Below are 21314 nucleotides of genomic sequence, written 5' to 3' on the forward strand. Positions count from 1 at the left end.
AGATTGGCGCTTGCGCCCCGGGTTGCGCCGGCCCTAAAGAACCGCCGAACTTATGGACTTCCCGCCAGGCCGTCCGGGTCGGCGCCGGGAATCGGCACGAACAAACGGCCATGCGCGCTGTCGATGATACGAAAACCGCAGCCGAATGCCTGCTGCAGCACCGGCGCCGTCATCACCTCGGCAACCGTTCCCAACCAGTGCCGGCCGTCGCCCAGGACCAATGTGTGGGTCGCAAAACGCGCCGCCAGGTTCAGGTCGTGGCAGGCGGCGATCACGGTTTTTCCGCGCGCCTGCCCTGCCCCGGCCGGTGCCGCCAGATCGCGCGCCAATTGCATGACCACGATCTGTGCCGCCGCATCCTGATGCGCGGTCGGCTCGTCCAGCAGCAGCAAATCCGGGTCCTGCGCCAGCAAGGTCGCCAGCGCCACCCGCTGTCGTTCGCCGCCGGACAAGGCACAGACATCCTTGGCGCCATATTGCGCGAGGCCGACCGCGGCCAGGCTAGCCAGGGCGAGGCGTCGATCCTCGCCGTTTTCCCAGCCGGAGCCGGATTGATATGGATAACGGCCGCTCATCACGGTTTCCAGCACGCTGCTGGAAAAGGCGTCGAACTGCTGCTGCGCCAGCAAGCCGCGCCGGCGCGCCAGTAGTTGCGGGCGCACGGCGTCAATCGGCTCGCCCTGCAGGAAAATCCGTCCCGCCGCCGGCCGCAACAGGCCGGCCAGCGTATGCAGCAAGGTGCTCTTGCCGGCACCGTTGCGTCCCAGCACGCACCAGAATTCGCCGCCCGCCGGCTGCCAGTCGAGATCGCGGCACAGCAATCTGCCGCCCGCCTCGATGCGCAAGCCGACAGTCATCAGCTGCGCGCTCATGTGCGGCTCCGCGTGGTAAGCCACAGGAACACCGGCACGCCGATCAGCGCGGTGATGACGCCGACCGGCAACTGGGTTGGCGCCACCACGGTGCGCGCCGCCAGATCGGCCAGCGTCAGCAGCGCGCCGCCGGCCAGCACCGAGGCCGGCAACAGGACGCACTGGTCGTTGCCCAGCGCCAGCCGGATCGCATGCGGCACCACCAGCCCGATGAAGCCGATGGTGCCGGCCACCGTCACCGCCGCCGCAGTCGCCAGCGACGCCACGCACAGGGTGGCGATGCGCAGCCGCACTACCGGCACGCCCAGCAACTGGGCGAAGCTTTCGCCGCGCCCGAGCAGATTCAACTGGCCGGCATGGCGCAGCGCCCACGCGGCCGCCAGCGCCAGCACGCCCCAGGCCGGACCGACAAAACGGCTGTCTTCCAGATCGCCCATCAGCCAGAACACCATGCCGCGCAATTGCGCATCCGGCGCCAGCGTCAGCATCAGCGTGATCAGCGCGCCAAAGCCGGCGGCAATCATGACGCCGGTCAGAATCAGCCGATGGCCGGCGCCGAATTGCGTCACCGACAATTGCCGCATCGATTGCCGCACCAGCCCGAACAGCAGCGCCAGCGCCACGGCTGCCCCCAGCGCCGCGCCGATGCCGGCGGCACCATCCTGCGCGAAGCCGAAATAACCGGACGCCAGCATCGCCGCCAGCGCGCCGGCGGCAGCGCCGCCGGACAAGCCGAGCACGTAGGGATCGGCCAATGGATTGCGCAGCAGCACTTGCATCAGCGCCCCGGCCAGCGCCAGCAGGCCCCCGACCGCGAACGCGGCCAGCGCCCGCGGTAGACGCAGCGCCCAGGCCACTTCATCCAGCGGAGAAGAAATGCGGCAGCCGCTGCTGCCGCAGGCCACTGCCGCCGTCAACGCGACAATGGCCAGCAGCGCCAGCCAGCCGGCGATCAGCAGCGCGCGGCGGAAGTTCATCTTAGAAGTCGTAACGCGCGGTGAGCTTCAACTGGCGGCCCGGGTCCGGATAGACGTTGCCCCGGCAGCCATAGGCGCGACTGAAATAATCGCGCCCGCTCAGGTTGCTGCCGGAGACGGCCAGTTCCCATTTGTCGAGCCGCAGCGCATAGCGCGCATCCAGCGTGACGAACGACGGCATCAGCGCACCGCAGGTATTGGCGAAATCATTGCCATAGCGCTGGCGGTCCACCCATTGCAAGCCGGCGTCGGCGCTCTGCTTGCCGGCCGTCCAATTGAGGCGCACCGAAGCGGTATTGCGCGGCACCAGCACCACTTCCCGGCCGGCGTTCGGCCCTTCGGTAAACGTGGCGCTGGCATGCTGGAAGTTCGCCAGTGCGGTGAGTTGCGCACTCAGGCGGGCCCGCGCTTCCAGTTCAATGCCACGGCGCCGGGTCGGGTCCAGATTCACGTTGGTAAAGGTCGGAGGATCGAACATGATTTCATTTTTCAGGCGATGTTCAAACCATTTTACGGTCAGCTTGCGCCCGGCATCGCCAAAGGTGGCGCCCAGTTCGAGATCATGCGAAGTCTGCGGCCGCAGCGGATGGTTCGGCGTGCTGGTAAAGCGGTTGTCGTCGACGTTGGCCACGCGGTAGCTTTGCCCGGCCTTGGCAAATGCCAGCACCGCCGGCGTGAAGGCATAGGAGCCCTGCAAGTCCCAAGCATTCAGGCCGAACGACTCGCGGTAGGTGCTGGCGCCCGCATTCGCGGCGTCCTTGTCGAACACTTCATGTCGGGCGCCGAGCGCCACGCGCGCCCTGTCATTCAGCACGATCTGGTCGCGGACGTAGACCGCTTTCGATTTCTGCGAAGCCTGCTCCTGGCTGCCGAACATGCTGATCGTGTTGCTGGCCAGCGACCAGTTCGCAAAATCCAGGCCCGCCACCAGTTCATTTTTCCAGCCATCGGCTGCCGATAGATGGCGCAGGCGCGGAGAAAACTGGTTGACGCGGGTGCGGGCTTCGGTGGCGGTGCTGAAGCCGCCGCCATAGTCTTCAAACAGCCTGCCGGTCTTCTCGCTATGGGAAAATTCCGCCGCCAGCTCGAAGGCGCCCAGGCGGCGCTCGCCAAACAGCGTATAACGATCGACATCGTACGAAGCGAAATCGTTCGGCTTTACGGTTTGGCGCGGGTCCGCTTCGAATTGCGCCAGGGAGAGCGGTCCCGCCAGCCGCGAATTCTGGCGCGCAGAATCCACCCGCAGGCCGACCCGGCCCTGCTGGTCGCCCCACTGGATGCCGCCGGTGAAATTGCCCTGGTCGGCGGCGTTGTTGGCGCGATAGTTGTCCGCGCGCTGCTTGCTGAGGTTTGCATCGAGCGCAAAATTGTCCCAGCCTTTGGCCAGCGAGGCGCGCAGTTCCTTGTGGCCATAGGAGCCGGCCTCGGCCGCCACCGAACCGCGCAACTGGTTGCGCTGCACCCGCTTGGTGATGATCTGAATGGTGCCGCCAGTGGCGCCTTCGCCGTACAGCACGCTGCTGCCACCGCGCACGATTTCAATGCGCTCCACCGATTCGATCGGAATCGACGACAGCAAGGCCGTCGCCTGCTCGTTTTGTGACAATCGCACGCCGTCCAGCAGGATCACCATGTTCTGATCGCTGGTGTCGCCAAAGCCACGCAAATCCAATGAATAGTCCTGCGTGCCGACCAGGTTCTGGCGGCCATAGACGCCGCCGATCTTGCGGATCGCCTGATTGACGTCGGCGACGCCGGCATCGCGGATTTGCTCGGCGCTGATCACGGTGGCGCCAATCGGGCTGAACGCCGGATCGTTGGCGAAGCGTGAAGCGGTCACGACCACCGGCTCCAGCCTGATGTCGGTTAAGGCCGGAACCTGGGCCAGCGTGTCGGCGGCAAGAATGGAAAAAACGGAAACGAGCGCGAGCGCTGGCCCAACGCCAGCACCGTTGCGAAAAACGGAAGAAGTCATGATGTGTTTTCGATTGGGAACCTCCGGCCTGCGTCCCCGCACACCGGATTCAACAGAAGGCCCTGACAGGAATCGAAAACAGCAATGAGCTATGTGCGGCGCAGGTTCGCGCTGACATGGCTTCATGGTTGCAAAGATCCCCGTTCGCGGCACTTCCACCTGTTCTGGCCGGTATCCGGGCTCACAAATCGGTCCGCCTTACCTTCCCATGCAAAAGCGCACAGTGGTATTGAGAGGCGGCCAGTCGCCGAAGCGACACTTGCTTACCGTTGCGGGGGCAGCACACGCAGGCTTCAACCATTCTTTCGAAGCACCGTGTTTCCCGTTTAACTGCCGGCATGAACATGCCGGCGTGCACCAAAACCATGCCAGTGTATGTGGGCGGCAGCACCCGAGTCAATCTCAAGAAAGCTATCGTTTCGCAATTCATTTATGGAGGCCGGGCATAGCCCGATGCCCATGCAATATTCGTGGATTGAAAAGCCTGTGATCAAAATCCGGGCCATTTGCCGCTGCAAGTTCAAACCGGCGACCGGTTTCTGGAAGACCATCATGTGCACGCCGGACTCCACTCCCTACATTGACGACAACCCTATCTTTTTCCCGTGGGAAGCCATAAACTTGGCCGTCGTTTCCCGGCCTGCGGGATGGCTACAGCCGCAAGCCGCAGTCCGCTCGATATTGCTTCGGGCAGGTGCCTGAATTGGACCACTGCCCGCCGGTACGCCGAATCGGCTTGTACCAGCTGCCGCAGCCGGCGAGCCTCGTTACCTATCGCGCCTTCCACCATGAACCCGCTTCCGAATACACCTTTCGTACTGCCCTACCACGGCATCACCCCGTCACTGCAATGCTCCACCTTGCGGGCCGCAGCCGGCAGCGCCGTCCTGGGCCGCGTCACGCTGGGAGCCGGGGCCGTGCTCGAGCCCTTTGCCGTGCTGCGCGCCGACGGCCATGTGATCAAGGCGGGCAGCGAGTTGCATCTCGGCGCGCACAGCACCGTCCATATTGCGCATGCCGTCTACGGCACGACCATCGGCGACCGCGTGACCATCGGTGCGAACGCCGTGGTACATGCCTGCACCGTCGGCAATGATTGCGTGATCGAAGACGATGTCTCGATTCTCGATGGCAGCGTGATCGGCCATGGTTCGGTGGTTGCGCGCGGCTCGGTGGTCTTCCCGCGCAGCGAGCTGCCGCCCGGCCACTGGTGCGAGGGCGTGCCGGCAGTCCCGGTGCGCCCGGTCGATGCGGCTGAACTGGACGCGCTGCACGACCGTATCCGCACGCGTGCGCTGGCGCTTCCATCGGCGGTGCCGAGTACCTATTATCTGGCTGGGGCGGCAAGCAATGCGGAGGGATATCTCGCAGCCACGGTTGGCGGCATCGGAGAAGTGCGTATGGGAGAAGGGAGCAGCCTGTGGTTCGGTTGCGTCGTGGACGATGGCGGCCACGGCATCGCCATCGCAGCCGGCGCCAACGTACAGGACAACAGCATTTTGCGGTCGAGCGAACGCACGGTTATGGTCGGGAAAGACACCACCATCGGCCATAACGTGCTGCTGCATGACTGCACGGTAGGCGATCTGGTCCTGGTCGGCATGGGAAGCACGCTGGCGCCGGGTACGGTAGTGCAGGACGACCTGCTGCTCGCCGCCGGTTCTACCACCACGCGGGGCCAGGTAATGGAAAGCGGCTGGCTATGGGGTGGCCGTCCAGCACGTCCGATTGCGCGTCTGGACCAGCGCAAGCGCGATCTGATCCGGCAATCCGCCCTCACCTACCGCGAGTACGCAACAGAATTTTCCTTGGCGCAGGAAGCTGCCACCGGATCATTCAAAAATTTCTCAAATGGCAATTTCGAGTAATGCCGATATCTGCGGCAGTGCCCAGCCAAGAGCATACAAACCAGCCGCGATCCGTGCAGGAAGCGCTGACCGGCGTCCGCCCGCGAAATCAACCTACTTTGACAGTGCGCACGGGAGCACAAAACGTTAAACTAGAGCAACTTTTTCGGCCTGCTCCTGATGCAAGACCCCATCGAATACTACAGCCAGCAGTACGACGCGCGCGCCGCGATTCCGGATCACCCCTACGTCTTCACGCGCTGGGTGCGCGAATCGGAACGGGTGCGGCGCGGCAGCGCGGCGCTGCTCGACTTGGCGTATGGCGGCGCTCCCGCCGAGCGTCTGGATTTCTTCCCGGCCAGCCGCAGCGATGCGCCATTGCTAGTGTTCATCCACGGCGGCTGGTGGCGCTCGCTCGACAAATCCGATTTTTCCTTCATTGCGCCAGCCTACACACGCGCCGGCTTCAATGTCGCGCTGACCAACTATACGCTGGCACCGGAAGCCGGCATCGAGCAGATCGTCAGCCAGCAGCAACAGGCGCTGATCTGGCTGTACCGCCATGCCGAGCACTATGATTTCGACCCGGCGCGCATCTGCGTGGCCGGCCATTCGGCCGGCGCCCATCTGGCGGCGATGCTGTTGGCCAGCGACTGGCCCCAACTCGAGAGCGACCTGCCGCCCGATCTGTTGCATGCCGGGATTTTGTTGTCCGGCCTGTATGATCTCGCGCCGTTGGTTCATGCGCCGTTCGTCCAGTCCGACTTGCGGCTGACGCCGCAGCGCGCCGCGCGGTTGTCGCCGGCCGGTCTGTCGCCAGCGCTGGCGACGCCCTTCATCACCGCCGTCGGCGGCCTCGAATCGGACGAATTCAAGCGCCAGAATGCGCTGATCGGCCAGGCCTGGAACGCCGGCCATCGGAACGACATCGCCCTGCCCACCGCCAATCACTTGACGATTTGCGATGCCTTCGCCGATGCTGGCGAACCGCTGTTCGAGGCCGTCATCGATTTCCTGGGGTCGCCATCGCACCATGACCGATCGGCGTGCACCGAGGCGAAACCGGCATGAGGCACCTACAGATTGACGCGGCGCTGCCGATATACTGTGATGCGCCGCATAAACACCGGCCTGCGCGCAGGCGCCGCTTGTAACCCGATTTCCCGGCACCCATGCCGGACCCGCTCGCTGAAACAATGGAGAAGCCTTGACTATGGATGACGCTGTTGATCTGGATGCTTTATTCGACGAAATATCGGCGGCGCAGCAACATGGCGGCGCCAGCACTCCGCCGGTGAGCAGCGAGGCCAGTGCGGCGCCGGCCGTCGAGGCAGTGGTTGCCAACGCCGACAGTGCCACCCCCGCCGCGGCGAGCCAGCCCGAAAACGTAGCCGACAAGGGAATGTACGAACGCCTGGGCGGCATCGTGCGCCTGCTGCACGATTCGCTGCGCGAACTTGGCTATGACCGCTCGCTGTCCGACGTCGCCTCGCAAATCACCGATGCCAAGGGCCGCCTGGAATACGTGGCGACGCTGACCGAACAGGCTGCGAACAAGGTGCTGAACGTGATCGACGAGGGCATCCCGCTGCAGGAGGAACTGGCCCGGCAATCGAAGGAAATCGGCGACCGCTGGCAAGCGCTGTACGCGGGCAACCTCGGCATCGAGGAATTCAAGCAACTGGCCAGCGATTCGCGTGCATTCACCGCTACCGTGACGGATGCCGCCGAAGCCTCCAAGGCGCGGCTGCTGGAAATCATGATGGCGCAGGATTTCCAGGACATCACCGGCCAGTTGATCAAGAAAATCGTCACCATCACGCACACCGCCGAACGCGAACTGGCGCAACTGCTGCGCGACAATGCGCCAGCCGAGCTGCTGGCCGCGCAAGCCGAAACGGCGGCACGCCCGGCCGAACTGATGCAAGGCCCTTCCACGCCCGGTGCCGCCATGGAGCAGGACGGCGTCGACAGCCTGCTTGAGAGCCTGGGTTTCTGATGGACGACATGCTCAAGGATTTCGTGGTGGAAGCGCTCGAGCTGGCCACCAACGTCGAGGAACACCTGCTGGCGCTGGAACGGCAGCCGGATAACATGGAAACGCTGAACGCGGTGTTCCGCTCGTTCCACACCATCAAGGGCGGCGCCGGCTTCATGGGACTGCCGGCCATGGTTTCCGCCTGCCATTTGACCGAAAATCTGTTTGACGCGCTGCGTACCGGCAAGGCGCCGGTAACCGGCATCGCGATCGAAGCGGCACTGCAAGCCAGCGGCTTTGTGGCCGACCAACTGACCGATCTGGCCAACGGCGCCCAGCCGGAACAGTTATCCGCGATGCCGGGTTCGCTCGAAGCGATCCTGAAGCAGGCAATCGAAGGCGGAGCGGCACCGACCGCCGCACCGGCCGCCGCAGCCCCGCCCGGCAACCCCGATTCATCCGCCGCAAGCGGCCCCGATTGGGCGGCGCTGTACCATGCGGTGACCGGCCTCGAAGCCGAACCAGTTGCAACCGACGGCGCGGCGATCGACGGTGCAGCAACCACCGCGGCAGCGGGCGCCGCCGCCAGCGGCTGGGACGGCATCGAACGACGCCAGCCGGAAACCCGCGCTGCCGCAGCACCGGTCAAGGAAGACAGCATCCGCATCGACGCCATCAAGCTGGACGCGCTGCTGGAAGTGGCCGGAGAATCGGTGCAGGCGGCCAACCAGGCCAGCGTGCTGCTGGAAAAGCTCGCGCAATTCAAGTTCGAGGATGCCGCCACCGAACTGATGACGGCGCTGGCCGAAACCCTGAACCGCGCTTCACGCTATTCAACCGAGCTGCAGCGCGCCACGCTCTCGACCCGGATGCAGCCGGTCGGTCGGCTGTTCCAGAAATTCCCGCGCCTGGTGCGCGAACTGGCCAAGGACCTCGGCAAGGAGGTCGAGCTGGTCATCGAAGGCGCCGAAACCGAGGTCGATCGGGTGGTGGTCGACAGCCTCTATGATCCGCTGGTGCACATGCTGCGCAACTCGCTTGACCACGCGATCGAGGACGCCGAGGTGCGGCTGGCAGCCGGCAAACCGGGCAAGGCTGCGATCACGCTCAAAGCCTGGCAGGAAGGCAGCAGCGTGATGATCGAGGTGGGCGACGACGGCAAGGGCATCGATCCCAACGAACTGCGCAAGAAAGCGATTGCCAAGGGGCTGATCGCGGAGAACGCCGCGCCCACCGATGAAGAAGCGCTGAACCTGGTGTTTCTGCCTGGCTTCTCGACCAAGCAGGTCGCCTCCAGCGTTTCCGGGCGCGGGGTCGGCATGGACGTGGTACGCACCGCGGTGGAAAAGCACCGCGGCGCGATTCGGATCGATTCGGTGATGGGCCGCGGCACCCGCTTCCTGATCCGGCTGCCGATCGAACTCTCGATCGTACCGACCCTGCTGGTGCGCACCGCCGGCGCGATCCTGGCGCTGCCGATGGCCGTGGTGCAGCGCGTGGTGGAATTACCTGACGACTTCGACAAGGTGGGTGGCGCGCCGGTCCTGCGCGACCAGGGACGGCCACTGCCTGTGCGTTCGCTGGCCGCCGTGCTTGGCTACACACCCGGCACCGAACAGGTCGGCATCGTGATCATGGCACCGCAACCCTACATCCTGGCGGTGGAAGCGGTGGACAGCACAGCCGACCTGGTAATCAAGCCGCTGACTGCCCTGGCGGTGACCGGCATCAACGGCACGGCGCGCTCGGCCGAGGGTGAACTGGTGCTGGTGATCGGACTGGCGTTCCTGCTCGACGGCTGCCGCGACAGCACGCGCCTGGCCGCCTAGAAAACCGCCCCACTATCAACATACTCCTATCCATAACCGCCCATTCCGGGCGGATTATGGCATTTATTTCAACATACTCTGCTTAATCTTGTCGCGGTTTCAAACACGAAGTGCAACATAGGCTAAATCCAGAGGAAGTGTAGCAAGGTTGTAAAAGACCTCATGCGGGGTTCTGTAACCAAGGCATTTGCGGGGGCGGTGGTTGAGTTTGTCGACGGCGGCCTGGAGCGCTTGCTGGCTGACGGTTTTCAGATTGGTGTTCTTCGGGAAATACTGCCGGAGCAAGCCATTGGTGTTTTCATTCAGGCCGCGCTCCCAGGAATGATAGGGGCGGGCAAAGTAGACATCGGCCCGCAGGCGGGCACTGATCAAGGCGTGGTCGGCGAATTCCGATCCGTTGTCGAAGGTGATGGTGTGGCACACCCGCCGATGCGGGCTGAGCAAATCGACCACCACCGCACCCACGCCCTCGGCCTGCTTGCTGTTGGCTGGGGCGGCCAGGGTGAAGCGCGACCGCCGTTCCACCAGCGTCACCAGCACCCCTTGCTGGCCTTTGCCAATCACGGTGTCGCCTTCCCAATCGCCCAGCCGCAGGCGTTGCTCGACCATCAGGGGACGATGCTCGATGCCGATCCGGCCCGGCAGGATTCCCCGACGCCGCCGGCCGCTGCCGTGGCGCTGGCGCCGGGGTTTCTGGCTGCGCAAGTGCCGGATCAAATCGCCGCCGCCACGCCGATCGGCGTAGATCCGTTGATAGACGCTCTCATGACTGATGCCGATCGGGCTGCCCCGTTCCAGCGTCAGGCGGTGGATCGCTTGTTCGGGCGACAGGTCCAGGCGGATATAGGCCTGAACCGCCAACCAGGCGGCGTCGGCAACCCGGCTCGCATTACGACTGTTCTGTTGCCGTGCCAAGGCTTTATCGTGTGCCTGGCCAGGCCGCCATTGATGCACGCCCCGGTTGCGCCGCAGTTCGCGACTGATCGTCGAGCGATGCCGCCCCAGCCGGCGCGCAATCTCGCTGACTGAATGATCGTCTGCCTGCAGTTCGTGAATTTGGTATCGTTCGTCTCGGGTGAGGTGCGTATAGCGCATATTCGGCAACTTTCGACTGGCTGGTCAAAGGGTTCGAATGCTAGCGCATCTCGCCCTCCTTCCGTTGATCGGTGTTGCACTTCGTCTTTGAAACCGCCTGTCGGATTGACTGGCTTCGGCAATCCGAATTCGGCGCATCTGGAACGGCTCCGGATAAAGATCTGAAGGGATAAGAAAAGCTTGCCGTCACCAGCGGTGATGTGCAGCGCCCCTTTGCCATGCGTCGCGCACGCAGTACACGTTCACCGCCAACGAAGTAAAATGGGGCAACAGCAATAACAACATTCCCCGTGACACCATCTTCATTTCCCGGTGCCGTCAATGGCACCGGCCACGCGCCGTTTTGCGTCATCAACCTGCTCAAGGCCGTATCCGCGCAATTGATCGTGCTACACCATCTGGCGTTCTACGGCCCGATGGCGGACCATGCTCGGCCGCTGGCCTCGGAACTGATCGACTGGCTGGGCTCCGATGCGCGCATCGCGGTACAGGTATTCCTGGTAATCGGAGGTTTCCTGGCGGCCAAGTCATTGTGCCCGAAAGGCCATGCGGCGCTTCCCAATCCGCTGGCAATCGTGTGGCGGCGCTACGCCAAACTGGTACCGCCATTCCTGGCGGCGACCGGGCTGGCGATCATGGCCTCGGCCTGGGCCGGCCAATGGATGGAACACGACTCGATATCAGCGCTCCCGCAATTGCCGCAGCTTTTATCTTATGTCTTCCTGCTGCATGACATCCTCGGCTATGAAGCGGTGTCGGCCGGCGCCTGGTATGTCGCCATCGATTTCCAGTTGTATGCCGTCACCGCGTTGCTGCTGTGGTGGTCCGGCAACCTCACCGCTAGGCGGCCGACGCCATGGCTGCGGCCAGTCCTGATCGCAGCGGTCGCCAGCACCTCGCTGCTGTACTTCAATCGGGATGCCGACTGGGATGCCTGGGCATTGTATTTCTTCGGTAGCTACGGGCTGGGCATCCTGGCATGGTGGGCCGGCGATCGAACCCGCCCGCCAGCCACCTCCCTGCTTCTATTGGCAACGATCGTGCTGCCGACGCTGGCGGCGCTGACGATCGATTTCCGTAGCCGCATTGCGCTGGCGCTGGCCGTCGCATGCCTGCTGGCACTGGCCGGCCGCATCCGGCTCACAGACAGCGGGCGCGGAACGGCCCTGATCAACCGCCTGGGGCGGATTTCCTACTCGGTATTTCTGGTTCACTTTCCGGTATGCCTGATCGTAAACGCCGCATTCACCCGCTTTGCGCCGGCCGAGCCCCTGGTACAGGCGTGCGGCATGCTGCTGGCATGGGCGGCCAGCCTGGCGGCCGGAGCGGCATTCCACCACTGGATCGAACTCCCTCTCGGCCGCCTGCCACTACCCTCCAGTCCGATCCCTTTGCCGCATTTCAAAAACCGCTAGTCCCGGCGGCCGGTATTGCAAGATCGCCGGCCGGCAGGAATCCCTCGCTCAAGCCATCACGACCAACCACCCCGATTGACCGCCACAGGTCGCCGGGAGTAGTCTGTCGCCCATTCGTTCGTGCGGGAAACCCCGCTGCTTCGGAATCAGCACGAGCACATCGGCAGCGCATGCTGCCCTTGCAAAAACAAAACCGCTGCAATGGCCGGCGGATAAAACAGATACGTTCAGCGAAAGCGGGGAGACGCGCGCATGGCGGCATCGTGCAACGGGAGGGACGAAACCAGCGGCGGGATCCTGCTACAGGGAGCCAGCGCCGCGGATACCAACGCGGAGACACGAAAATTCCTCGGTCTTCTCGATCGGCTCACCCTCCGGCAGTACGTGGAAACAAGCCAGGAATCGGAGGCCGGCGGCCCCGCTGCCCGCTTCAGCCTGCGCCGCGAATTCCGCAACGAATGGGCGCCCGATTTCGACACCCTGCAGTTATGCCGAAGACTCGGCCTCGGCACGGATCAGAGCGGCCCCGATCTGGAACGGGAAATCCTGCTGGCGATGCTGCTCGGTCCACGCCCGTTCCAGTTTCCGTCCTGCGCCGAACTGATATCGGCGGTCCGCATCCGGCAAAACATCGTCGCCGCGGCGCGCAAGACCGAACTTTCCTTCCGTACCAGCGAGGCCGAGCGGCCGGCCGATTACTGGACCTACGCCAAGGGCCGCGGATTCACTCTTTTGCCCGGCAAATCCCTGATCGCCGCGCTGAAAAAGGCGACCCAACCGGATGCCTCCGGCATCCGTTACGGATTCTCCTGCTACCGCGCCAGCGAGTATGTGATCCTGCTCGGGGTTGCGCAGGAATTAACGGTATGCAATCCGGACCTGCTCGCGCGGCTGCAGCGACACTGGGAATCGCGCGCCATCATGTCGGGCGAATTCCACCAGGTGTTCCTGCGCGAACACGGCTCAATGACCGACCCGCTGCCGCTTAAGTATTACGTTCCCGGAGACCGGGTCTGGTTCCGCAACCCCGATGCCCACTCGTCGGATGCCAGCGGCTACGAGGGATCCTGGGTCCTGTATCTCGGCAATGGCCTATTCAACAATTTCTGGCAATCAACCCAACCCTATACGCTCACCAGGAAATGCCTCGAAATCTATCATTGGCGAAACGCGACCTTCCGCGATGCGGCCGGCGACTTGCGAATGGATGAAGCGTTGGTTGAACAGCACGTGCGCGAATCGATCGCGGACCCGGTCGAGACACAGCGCATCATGCGGGAAATGCTGCGGCACCGGGAGCCAAGCGGTGTCTATCAGGATGGCGGCTGCATCGACACCACCCGCGAATATTTGCGCTGGGTATGCGCCGACACCTCGGACCTGCAGCTGCCCGAACCTGAAAACTGATCGTGCCTCCGGAAAAATTTTCCAAATTGGCGCGCCGTCCGGGACGCCTCCCGATTTCTGGAGTTGGGCCAGCGCCACAACGATACTGTGGCTCCTGGTATTTTCCTCAACATCCCAGTTCCCGGAAGCGTTTCCGCATGCCGAGCAAACGAATCTGAACTTGCGCCAGCGCCTGTCCGGTTGCGCGCCTTTCCTCACTTTCGCCGGCCGGAATGCTTGCATCCAGGCGGCGGCATTCTCGCTGCGCATCCGCGCTCAGCTTCATCCTGCGAGACTGGACATCCAGTTGTTTCGCATCCATCCCGGTCAAGGGGCGGACAGCGTCGGCGAATGCCTCTCTCCGATGCTCCCGACTGACGTCAGGGCCGACCAACGTACGGCCGGAGGATTTATTGAGTCCGCGCGTTGGTTCGACATCAATCTTCTCAGCGCCAAGACAAGGTGAGTCCGAATAGACTTTCTTTCCAGCGACATCGCATTTATACACAGCCCTGGAAGGCGACGGCAGATTCTGGGCGAACACCAAACTCGAAGCAGATACCAATAGTGCGAGCAACGTGGTTGCCCCCGGCTTGGCAAATTGTCTATTCGGCATCGATGATCTGGATAAACAGGGGCAAGGTCGGATTTTCATAAACAACCGCAAAAAGCTCTACCCCTGGTTTCACTGACGCTCACGTTAATTAATCACCGAGCGAAGCCGGCAAACTCAACCGCCATACGCATAGGCAAACTTGTTGCCGCGAATCTGCCCCATCACGCGCGAGCGCTGGTCGAGGCCGACGTGGTCTTGCGGGTTCATGTTGATCACGCCCTGCGGCACGGTCAGGTTCTTGGTGTTTTCCAGCGCGGTACGCAGCGCGCTGCGGAACTGTACCGTGCCCGGCTGCGCAGTCTTCAGCGCCTGCGGCACGGCGTTGGCGATCAGCAGGTAGGCGCCCCAAGCGTCGGCGGCGAATTGTGTCGTCGTGTCCTGGCCGTATTCAGCTTCGTAGCGATTGGTGAAATCCAGCGCGGTCTTTTTCACCGGGTTGGCGGCCGGCAGTTGTTTGGCCACCACCGCCGGCCCGGTCGGGAAGAAAGTGCCCTCGACATCCTTGCCGCCGACCTTCAGGAACTCCAGCGTACCGATGCCATGCGTCTGGTAGATCCGGCCCTTGTAGCCGCGCTCGACCAGGGTTTTCTGCGGCAGCACCGCCGGTGTCGCCGAAGCGGCAATCAGCACCGCGTCCGGCTTGCTCGCCATGATCTTCAGGATCTGGCCGGTAACGCTGGTGTCAGTGCGGGCGTAGCGCTCGCTGGCAAGCACCTTGATCTTGCGCAGCTCGGCCAGCTTGGCGAATTCGCGCCACCAGCCCTCGCCATAGGCATCGTTGAAGCCGATGAAAGCGACCGTCTTGATGTCGTGATCGGCCATGTGCTGGGTCAGGATGGTCGCCATGTGCGAGTCATTCTGCGGCATCTTGAAGGCCCAGGCGCGCTTGGCGTCCATCGGTTCGACGATCGACGAGGAAGCGGCCAGCGTGATCATCGGCGTCTGCGCTTCGGACACCACGTCCAGCAGCGCCAGAGCGTTCGGCGTGGTATTCGGGCCGACAATCACGTCGACCTTCTGTTCTGTGGTCAGCTTGCGCACATTGCGCACCGCGTTGGTGGCGTCCGAGCCGTCATCCAGGATGAAGTACTCGACCTTTTGGCCGGCGATTTCCTTCGGCCACAGCAGCATCGCATTCTTGGTGGGGGCACCAATCGCGGCCGCCGGGCCGGTGGTGGAGATGTTGACGCCGATCTTGATCTGGGCGAACGCGGACGAACTGCCGAAGGCCAGCGCCAGCAGGGAGAGGCCGGCGAGGCAGCGCAAGGGTCGAAATTGCATGTGGTTCTCCGAAATGAAAAGTGAAAAAGAAACCGCTTGGAACGGGTTTTGCTGCAGCATGCGCTCAGCGCGCCCTGCCGCCGGCCGCATGCTGCACCACGGTCTGGTCGATGGCGCCAAATATCGACTTGCCATTCGCATCCAGCATTTCCAGCTTGATGGTGTCGCCGAACTGCATGAAGGGCGTCTTCGGCGCGCCGTCGGCAATCGTTTCCAGGCAGCGCTTTTCCGCGATGCAGGTGTAACCCTTGCTGGCATCCTTGTTGGAAACAGTGCCGGAACCGACGATCGAGCCGGCGCGCACGTTGCGCGTCCTGGCCAGATGCGCAATCAATTGCGGGAAGTTGAACACCATGTCGACCCCAGCCTGCGGTTTGCCAACCAGCACGCCGTTCCAGGTGGCCAGAAGCGGCAGATGGACCTTGCCATCCTGCCAGGCGCCGCCCAGTTCGTCGGGCGTCACCGCCAGCGGCGAAAAGGCCGTGGCCGGCTTCGACTGCAGGAAACCAAAGCCCTTGGCCAGCTCGGCCGGAATCAGGTTGCGCAAGGAAACGTCATTCACCAGCATCAAGAGCCGGATCTGCTGCGCCGCCGTCTCCGGCGCACTTTGCACCGGCACGTCGCCGGTGATCACCGCCACTTCACCGTCGAAATCGATGCCCCATTCGGCCGAACCGAGCACGATGTCGTCGGCCGGGCCAAGGAAATCGTCGGAGCCGCCCTGGTACATCAGCGGATCGTGCCAGAACGATTCCGGCATCTCGGCATGGCGCGCGCGCCGCACCAGTTCGACATGGTTGACATAGGCGGAACCGTCAGCCCACTGGAAGGCGCGCGGCAATGGCGCCATGCAGCGCTTCGGATTGAACTCGAACGCGTGCCGGGCACGCTCATCGTTCAAGTCGCTATAAAGCTGTTCGAGTTGCGGCGCGATGAAGTTCCAGTCGTCCAACGCCCGCTGCAGCGTCGGCGCGATGCCGTCCGCCAGCACGGCGCTTTTCAGGTCGCGCGCCACCACGGCCAGTTGGCCGTCGCGGCTGCCGTCCTTGAGAGTGGCAAGTTTCATCGGTCATCCTGAATGTCTGCACAAAGATGGCCGATTATAGCCTGCGGCAAATACCGCTAAACGCGCGCGGCGCCGATCGCTGCGGACGGAATCGCGCTCAATTGCCTTGCGTGCTGTGAGTCCAGCGCCGATACAGTTTTTGCGCCAGACCGTCCAGCAGGAAGCCGAGCGCGCCAATCAGCACGATCACCGCCATCAATTCCGAATACGCCAGCCGGTCGCGGGTATCCAGGATGAAGTAGCCGAGACCGGAACTGACGCCCAGCATTTCGCACGGCACCAGCACGATCCAGACGATGCCGATCGCCAGCCGCAAGCCGGTCAGGATATTGCCGAGGATGCCGGGCATGACGATCTTGAACAGCACTTCGCGCCGCGTGGCGGATAGGCTCTTGGCCAGCATCAGCCACTTCGGATCGAGCTGGCGCACGCCGGCGGCGGTGTTGAGGATGATCGGCCAGACGGCGGCGAAGCTCAGCAGGAAGTAGATCGGCGCATCGCCGATGCCGAACACCATCACCGCGATCGGCATCCACGACAGCGGCGAGATCATGCGCAGGAACTGGAATGCGCTGTTGGTGCTGTTTTCCAGCATGCGCGAAGTGCCGACCGCGAGCCCGATCGGAATTCCCAATACCAGGGCCAACGCGAGGCCGACCAGCACCCGCTTCATGCTGGTCAGCGTGTGCATGGTCAACTGATTCTGCGCCAGCAATTGAACCAGGCTGTCGAAAGTTTCTTTCGGGCTCAACAACTGGGCCAGCGAGATGCTGTGTTGCAGCCACTGCGTCGAGAGGCCCCACAGCAGGACCAGCGTCGCCAGCCCGCCGAGGCTCAGGAGCAGTTGTGCGCTGCGCGGGGAGTGGCGGGACAGTTTGAGTATCGTTTCCATGATCTGCTCCTGGTGCAATGGCCGCATCGCCTTATTTCGGCGCAATCGTTTCGCGCCGCGTGAACGAATTCGGCAAGCCGAACGCCTTCAGGCCACCGACATCGGCAATCGCTTTCTTGACGAAGCGGTCGTCCACCAGATCGCGCGCCACGAAGGCGGGGTCGAGCGCCTGCAGGAAATCGTTGCGGCCGAGGACGGTGGTTTGCTTCAGCATCTTCACCAGTTCTTCGGTGTAGCTGGGGAACGGATACGGCTGGAAATCGATCCGCTTTTCGTTCCAGTCGGTATTGCGTACGGCACCCGATGCCCTGTACTTGGGCGTCAACTCCTCGTGCGGCGCCAGCACTTGCGCCAGCGTGTCGTAGGCATGCGGCGTGTACTGTGCCGGATTGTCCTTCGCCAGCAGGTGCGCGGCCTGGTCGCGGTGATCGCGGATCCAGGCTTCCGCCTGGACGATGCTGTTGACCACTTTCTGCGACCACTCCGGGCGCTGCTCAAGGTCGCGCTCGTGCATGAACACCACGCAGCAGGCGTGATCCTTCCAGACATCGCCGGTGAAGCGCCAGATCTTGCCGACCTTCAGTGTTTCAGCCAGCGCATTGAACGGCTCGGCCACGGTATAGCCGGCAATCTGCTTGGTGCCCAGCGCCGGCAGCATGTCGCCGGGCGACATCACCACCAGCTTGACCTGCTTCGGACCCGGGGTGCCTTCGCTGATCGCTTCCAGGCCCTGGCCGCGCAGCAGGTGCTGCAGCACCACGTTATGGATCGAGTACCAGAACGGAATCGCCACCGTCTTGCCGCCCAGGTCGGCCAGGCTGTTGATTTCCGGCAGCACCGTCAGGCTCGAGCCTTCCATGTGATTCCATGCCACCACCTTGGCGCGCGCCTTGCTGCCGTAGCGTGCCCAGATCGTCATCGGCATCAGCAGATGCACCACATTCACCTGACCGGCCAGGAACGCCTCGATGATCTGCGCCCAACTGCGGAACAGGCGCGGCTTCTCGACCTGCAGGCCTTGCGCTTCAAAAATCTTGTTGCCATGCGCGACCAGCAGCGGCGCAGCGTCGGTGATCGGCAGGTAGCCGATCTTGACCGGCTCGTTCTGCTCGGCCGCCAACGCCTGGCTGGCGCTCTGCAACAGAGGCAGCGCACCCATCGCGCCGACTGCCGTCGAGCGTTTCAGGAATTCGCGGCGCCCTGCGGCGACCAGGTTGTCGGGTGCGGGTTTGGTTTTCATGAATCGGTTTTCCTTGTCGTTTTCTAAAGCCTGCCTCAGGCATGCACATGGTGTGGGTTGGGAATCGCGCGCCGGGCATCGCGCAATGCCTGCACGATTTCGACTCGTACCTCGGTCAGTTCGGCCGCAACCTCGTCGCGCGGATGCGGCAGGTCGATATGCCACTCGCCGATCAGGCGGCCCGGATACAGGCCGATCAGCAGGATGCGATCGGCCAGGATCAGCGCTTCGTCGATATCGTGCGTGACCAGAACCGCCGAAGTTTGATGGCGCGAGGTGATCTGCTGCAGCAGGGATTGCATCTCGCTGCGGGTGATTTCATCAAGCGCGGAAAACGGCTCGTCCAGCAACAGGATTTCCGGCTGCCGCGCCAAGCTGCGCGCCAATGCGGTGCGCTGCGCCATGCCACCCGAGAGTTCGGCCGGATAGCGCGCCGCCGCGCGCTGCAGGTCGACTTCGGCGATCGCCGAGCGCACTCGCTCCTTTTTTTCGGCGATGCTGATCTGCGGCTGATGCTTGAAGTCAAGGCCGAAACCGACGTTCTCCTCCAGTGTCAGCCACGGCAGCAGGCACGGATCCTGGAACACGAAACCCAGACGCGGATGCGGCCCCTGCAAGCGTTCGCCATGCACATGCACGGTACCCTTGTCAGGCGCCTGCAGCCCGGCCAGCACCCGCAGCAGCGAGGACTTGCCGACGCCGCTCGGGCCGAGCACTGCCACCACTTCGCCGGCTGCCAGTTGCAGCGAAAAATCGCGCAGTACGGTATTGGCCGGCTGGTTGGCGCGGCCATAGCTGAGCTCGATCTGCTGCGCATTCAAGACAATTGGCCGTTCTGATCCGGTTGCGCGGGTCATGCGTTTCCCTTCATGTGGCCCTCAGTCCGGAAGCAGAAAAAAATCCGTCTTGCCGACGCCGCAATCGGGACATTCCCAATCGTCCGGGATGTCGGCAAACGGCGTGCCGGGCGGAATGCCGTCCTCCGGTATGCCGACCGCTTCGTCATAGATGAAACCGCACGGACCGCACATCCATTGCACCGCCTTGGCCGCTATCTGGGTCATTACGCCGCCTCCGCCGCCGGCCGCAATGCGGCCTGCTCGAGGTCGTGAATCTCCTTGCGCAAGTGCTTCAATGCCGGCGTAACAATGGAGACGAACACAGCTTCGCGCAGGCGCCGCTGCGCCGGATGGCGCATCAGATAACCCTTGGCACCGGCATGCAGCACGGCGGAATGTGCGGCTTTCAGGGTCAGCTCGGACGTGCGCGCGCGCACTTTCAAGGCCTCCAGGATCGGCGCATCGCCGTTTTGCGCCTGGTGCGCCAGCGCTGCCGCTTGCGCCTTCAACCCGGCCAGCTCCACTGCCAACTCAGCACCCTGGTCATCCAGGAAGGCGTTGACCGCAGCGTGCGTGACGTTGCTTTCGCGGATGGTTTTCAGGGAACCCTGAATCACACCGAAACCCATTCCGGTCTGGCCGAGCACGAACCCGGCCTTGATCCGTGCCAGATACGACGCAAACTGATGCGGATGCGCCAGTACGTGGTCGGCGGCAATGCGCGCCTCCTTAAAACGCAGGTTCAGAGTGCGCGTGCCTTCCAACCCGGAAAATTCGGGGCAGGAGTGCAATTGCAGGCCGGGGGCGTCGCCCTTGATCGCGAACATCACGTAACCGCCGTTTTCAACCGCGGCCGCGACGATCGCCAAATGATCCACGCCGACATTCGATACCCACGGCAGGTTGCCACTGACGATGTAGTCGTCGCCATCGCGGCTCGCCTGCAACTGGATTTTCTCCAGCCCGGCCAGATGCTTGACCGCATTCGACATGCCGGTGCCTGCAAACAGGGCGCCACCGGCTACTTTCCGCAGGTAGCGCTCGCGCACCGCCGGGTTCGGCGCGTGCTGCAAATACCAGGCACAACTGGATTGGCACCAGACCAGGAACGCGGTCGCGCCGCACTCGCCGCCCACCTCGGCCGTGACTTCGATCTGCTGCGCCAGGCTAAGCCCGAGGCCGCCCGCGGCGCGCGGCACGCTGGCGCCGAATCCACCCAGCGCGCCCAGCTTGCGTAGATAGTCGGCTGGAAACTCGCCTTCCCGGTCGATCGCAGTCACCAGCGGCGCCAACTCGGCTTGCACCTGGGCTGCCACCGCCTCCAGCAATGCGGCCGCGGGTTCGGACTGGCTCATGAAGCAACTCCTTTTCAGACAATTCAATGGGGATAGCGACAGCGGCGCTCGACGGCGCCGCGGAACCGAACGAGGGACTGTGCCGCTCAGGCAAATGCCTGCAACTCGGGATTGATCGGGGTTTGCGCCAAGTTGTTGGCGTAGTTGCACAGAGTGGCGAGGCTGACGCCGAGCACCACTTCCAGCGCATTCGCCTGGCTGTAGCCGGCAGCCAGGAAGTCGCCCAGCGTGGCATCGGCTACCTGGCCTTTCTGGTCGATCACGGCCAGCGTGAATTGCGCCAGCGCATTCAGTTTCGGATCGCTCAACGCCTGGGTGCCGCGCAGGGCTGCAATCAGGTCTTCCGGCATCGCGACTTTCTTGCGTGCGACAGCGGTGTGGCCGGCGACACAAAAGCCGCAGCCGTTGCGCACGGCGGCAGTGATCTGGATCACTTCCCGTTCGGCCGCCGATAAACCGGTACGGGCATTGATGGCGCCGACCACCTGATAGGTTTCCAGCGCAGTCGGAGCATTCGCCAGCACACCCAGCAGATTCGGCAGGAAGCCATTGTTCTTTTGCGCCACCAGCAGGCGTTCTTTGGCTTCGGCAGGTGCGGAATCGATGGTTTGGATGGCAAGGCGGCTCATGATGGCAATCTTTGAGGTGGTT

At 63.4% G+C, this 21314-nt stretch carries 19 protein-coding genes and 1 riboswitch; of the genes, 6 read left to right on the top strand and 13 right to left on the bottom strand.

The window, feature by feature from the left end:
- Positions 1-50: 50 nt before the first annotated feature.
- Genes ACK2VC_RS03315 through ACK2VC_RS03325 form a run of 3 tightly spaced genes read right to left on the bottom strand, consistent with a single transcriptional unit; the run spans position 51 to position 3824 of the window.
- A complete protein-coding gene (locus tag ACK2VC_RS03315) occupies positions 51-872 on the bottom strand; it encodes an ABC transporter ATP-binding protein (RefSeq protein WP_486732172.1) in 822 nt (273 codons plus the stop codon).
- Positions 869-1849 carry a FecCD family ABC transporter permease gene (locus ACK2VC_RS03320; protein ID WP_486732173.1) on the bottom strand — a complete coding sequence of 327 codons (981 nt, stop codon included), beginning with the start codon at positions 1847-1849 and terminating at the stop codon, positions 869-871. Before ACK2VC_RS03320 ends, ACK2VC_RS03315 begins: the two co-directional genes overlap by 4 nt.
- Position 1850: 1 nt before the next feature.
- Positions 1851-3824 (bottom strand): TonB-dependent receptor family protein, encoded by a 1974-nt coding sequence (locus ACK2VC_RS03325; RefSeq protein WP_486732174.1) that lies wholly within the window; start codon positions 3822-3824, stop codon positions 1851-1853.
- 149 nt (positions 3825-3973) lie between these two features.
- A riboswitch (cobalamin riboswitch) is annotated at positions 3974-4201 on the bottom strand.
- Positions 4202-4612: 411 nt separating this feature from the next.
- On the opposite strand from ACK2VC_RS03325, the gene ACK2VC_RS03330 reads away from it, so the two are divergent.
- The 4 genes from ACK2VC_RS03330 to ACK2VC_RS03345 all read left to right on the top strand — a co-directional run bounded on the left by ACK2VC_RS03330 (position 4613) and on the right by ACK2VC_RS03345 (position 9478).
- Positions 4613-5692 (top strand): gamma carbonic anhydrase family protein, encoded by a 1080-nt coding sequence (locus tag ACK2VC_RS03330; protein ID WP_486732175.1) that lies wholly within the window; start codon positions 4613-4615, stop codon positions 5690-5692.
- Between the two features lie 159 nt (positions 5693-5851).
- Positions 5852-6742, top strand: a complete 891-nt coding sequence (locus ACK2VC_RS03335) for an alpha/beta hydrolase (RefSeq protein WP_486732176.1) — start codon at positions 5852-5854, stop codon at positions 6740-6742.
- A gap of 142 nt (positions 6743-6884) precedes the next feature.
- Positions 6885-7670 (top strand): protein phosphatase CheZ, encoded by a 786-nt coding sequence (locus ACK2VC_RS03340; protein ID WP_486732177.1) that lies wholly within the window; start codon positions 6885-6887, stop codon positions 7668-7670.
- Positions 7670-9478, top strand: a complete 1809-nt coding sequence (locus ACK2VC_RS03345) for a chemotaxis protein CheA (RefSeq protein WP_486732178.1) — start codon at positions 7670-7672, stop codon at positions 9476-9478. The genes ACK2VC_RS03340 and ACK2VC_RS03345 overlap by 1 nt, the downstream gene beginning before the upstream one ends.
- A gap of 99 nt (positions 9479-9577) precedes the next feature.
- On the opposite strand, the gene ACK2VC_RS03350 is transcribed toward ACK2VC_RS03345, so the two are convergent.
- Complete coding sequence (locus tag ACK2VC_RS03350; protein ID WP_486730009.1) at positions 9578-10573, bottom strand: IS30 family transposase; 996 nt, start codon at positions 10571-10573, stop codon at positions 9578-9580.
- 290 nt (positions 10574-10863) lie between these two features.
- Between ACK2VC_RS03350 and ACK2VC_RS03355 the strand changes: the two genes are divergently transcribed.
- Both ACK2VC_RS03355 and ACK2VC_RS03360 read left to right on the top strand, forming a co-directional pair.
- A complete protein-coding gene (locus ACK2VC_RS03355; RefSeq protein ID WP_486732179.1) occupies positions 10864-11988 on the top strand; it encodes an acyltransferase family protein in 1125 nt (374 codons plus the stop codon).
- Between the two features lie 252 nt (positions 11989-12240).
- Positions 12241-13395 (top strand): hypothetical protein, encoded by a 1155-nt coding sequence (locus tag ACK2VC_RS03360; RefSeq protein ID WP_486732180.1) that lies wholly within the window; start codon positions 12241-12243, stop codon positions 13393-13395.
- Between the two features lie 106 nt (positions 13396-13501).
- Here ACK2VC_RS03360 and ACK2VC_RS03365 read toward each other — a convergent pair whose 3' ends face one another.
- The 9 genes from ACK2VC_RS03365 to ACK2VC_RS03405 form a co-directional block, all read right to left on the bottom strand.
- Entirely contained in the window at positions 13502-13990 is a 489-nt protein-coding gene (locus tag ACK2VC_RS03365) for a DUF4124 domain-containing protein (protein ID WP_486732181.1), read from the bottom strand.
- Positions 13991-14104: 114 nt separating this feature from the next.
- On the bottom strand, positions 14105-15271 hold the full coding sequence (locus ACK2VC_RS03370; protein WP_486732182.1) for an ABC transporter substrate-binding protein: 1167 nt from the start codon (positions 15269-15271) through the stop codon (positions 14105-14107).
- A 64-nt stretch (positions 15272-15335) separates the two neighbouring features.
- Positions 15336-16337, bottom strand: a complete 1002-nt coding sequence (locus ACK2VC_RS03375) for a fumarylacetoacetate hydrolase family protein (RefSeq protein WP_486732183.1) — start codon at positions 16335-16337, stop codon at positions 15336-15338.
- Between the two features lie 97 nt (positions 16338-16434).
- Complete coding sequence (locus ACK2VC_RS03380) at positions 16435-17229, bottom strand: ABC transporter permease (protein ID WP_486732184.1); 795 nt, start codon at positions 17227-17229, stop codon at positions 16435-16437.
- A 31-nt stretch (positions 17230-17260) separates the two neighbouring features.
- Positions 17261-18469 (bottom strand): ABC transporter substrate-binding protein, encoded by a 1209-nt coding sequence (locus tag ACK2VC_RS03385; RefSeq protein WP_486732186.1) that lies wholly within the window; start codon positions 18467-18469, stop codon positions 17261-17263.
- A gap of 35 nt (positions 18470-18504) precedes the next feature.
- A complete protein-coding gene (locus ACK2VC_RS03390) occupies positions 18505-19326 on the bottom strand; it encodes an ABC transporter ATP-binding protein (protein ID WP_486732187.1) in 822 nt (273 codons plus the stop codon).
- Positions 19327-19347: 21 nt separating this feature from the next.
- Positions 19348-19533: a rubredoxin gene (locus tag ACK2VC_RS03395; RefSeq protein ID WP_486732188.1), complete on the bottom strand. Its 186-nt coding sequence runs from the start codon at positions 19531-19533 to the stop codon at positions 19348-19350.
- Positions 19533-20663, bottom strand: a complete 1131-nt coding sequence (locus tag ACK2VC_RS03400) for an acyl-CoA dehydrogenase family protein (protein ID WP_486732189.1) — start codon at positions 20661-20663, stop codon at positions 19533-19535. Before ACK2VC_RS03400 ends, ACK2VC_RS03395 begins: the two co-directional genes overlap by 1 nt.
- 86 nt (positions 20664-20749) lie before the next feature.
- A complete protein-coding gene (locus tag ACK2VC_RS03405) occupies positions 20750-21292 on the bottom strand; it encodes a carboxymuconolactone decarboxylase family protein (RefSeq protein WP_486732190.1) in 543 nt (180 codons plus the stop codon).
- Positions 21293-21314: the final 22 nt, after the last annotated feature.

The organism is Herbaspirillum sp. WTB6 (assembly GCF_057457785.1).

Bases quoted from the DNA above. Each gene is read 5' to 3' on its own strand.
- ACK2VC_RS03315 (WP_486732172.1), bottom strand. From the start codon at position 872: ATGAGCGCGCAGCTGATGACTGTCGGCTTGCGCATCGAGGCGGGCGGC.
- ACK2VC_RS03320 (WP_486732173.1), bottom strand. From the start codon at position 1,849: ATGAACTTCCGCCGCGCGCTGCTGATCGCCGGCTGGCTGGCGCTGCTG.
- ACK2VC_RS03325 (WP_486732174.1), bottom strand. From the start codon at position 3,824: ATGACTTCTTCCGTTTTTCGCAACGGTGCTGGCGTTGGGCCAGCGCTC.
- ACK2VC_RS03330 (WP_486732175.1), top strand. From the start codon at position 4,613: ATGAACCCGCTTCCGAATACACCTTTCGTACTGCCCTACCACGGCATC.
- ACK2VC_RS03335 (WP_486732176.1), top strand. From the start codon at position 5,852: ATGCAAGACCCCATCGAATACTACAGCCAGCAGTACGACGCGCGCGCC.
- ACK2VC_RS03340 (WP_486732177.1), top strand. From the start codon at position 6,885: ATGGATGACGCTGTTGATCTGGATGCTTTATTCGACGAAATATCGGCG.
- ACK2VC_RS03345 (WP_486732178.1), top strand. From the start codon at position 7,670: ATGGACGACATGCTCAAGGATTTCGTGGTGGAAGCGCTCGAGCTGGCC.
- ACK2VC_RS03350 (WP_486730009.1), bottom strand. From the start codon at position 10,573: ATGCGCTATACGCACCTCACCCGAGACGAACGATACCAAATTCACGAA.
- ACK2VC_RS03360 (WP_486732180.1), top strand. From the start codon at position 12,241: ATGGCGGCATCGTGCAACGGGAGGGACGAAACCAGCGGCGGGATCCTG.
- ACK2VC_RS03365 (WP_486732181.1), bottom strand. From the start codon at position 13,990: ATGCCGAATAGACAATTTGCCAAGCCGGGGGCAACCACGTTGCTCGCA.
- ACK2VC_RS03370 (WP_486732182.1), bottom strand. From the start codon at position 15,271: ATGCAATTTCGACCCTTGCGCTGCCTCGCCGGCCTCTCCCTGCTGGCG.
- ACK2VC_RS03375 (WP_486732183.1), bottom strand. From the start codon at position 16,337: ATGAAACTTGCCACTCTCAAGGACGGCAGCCGCGACGGCCAACTGGCC.
- ACK2VC_RS03380 (WP_486732184.1), bottom strand. From the start codon at position 17,229: ATGGAAACGATACTCAAACTGTCCCGCCACTCCCCGCGCAGCGCACAA.
- ACK2VC_RS03385 (WP_486732186.1), bottom strand. From the start codon at position 18,469: ATGAAAACCAAACCCGCACCCGACAACCTGGTCGCCGCAGGGCGCCGC.
- ACK2VC_RS03390 (WP_486732187.1), bottom strand. From the start codon at position 19,326: ATGACCCGCGCAACCGGATCAGAACGGCCAATTGTCTTGAATGCGCAG.
- ACK2VC_RS03395 (WP_486732188.1), bottom strand. From the start codon at position 19,533: ATGACCCAGATAGCGGCCAAGGCGGTGCAATGGATGTGCGGTCCGTGC.
- ACK2VC_RS03400 (WP_486732189.1), bottom strand. From the start codon at position 20,663: ATGAGCCAGTCCGAACCCGCGGCCGCATTGCTGGAGGCGGTGGCAGCC.
- ACK2VC_RS03405 (WP_486732190.1), bottom strand. From the start codon at position 21,292: ATGAGCCGCCTTGCCATCCAAACCATCGATTCCGCACCTGCCGAAGCC.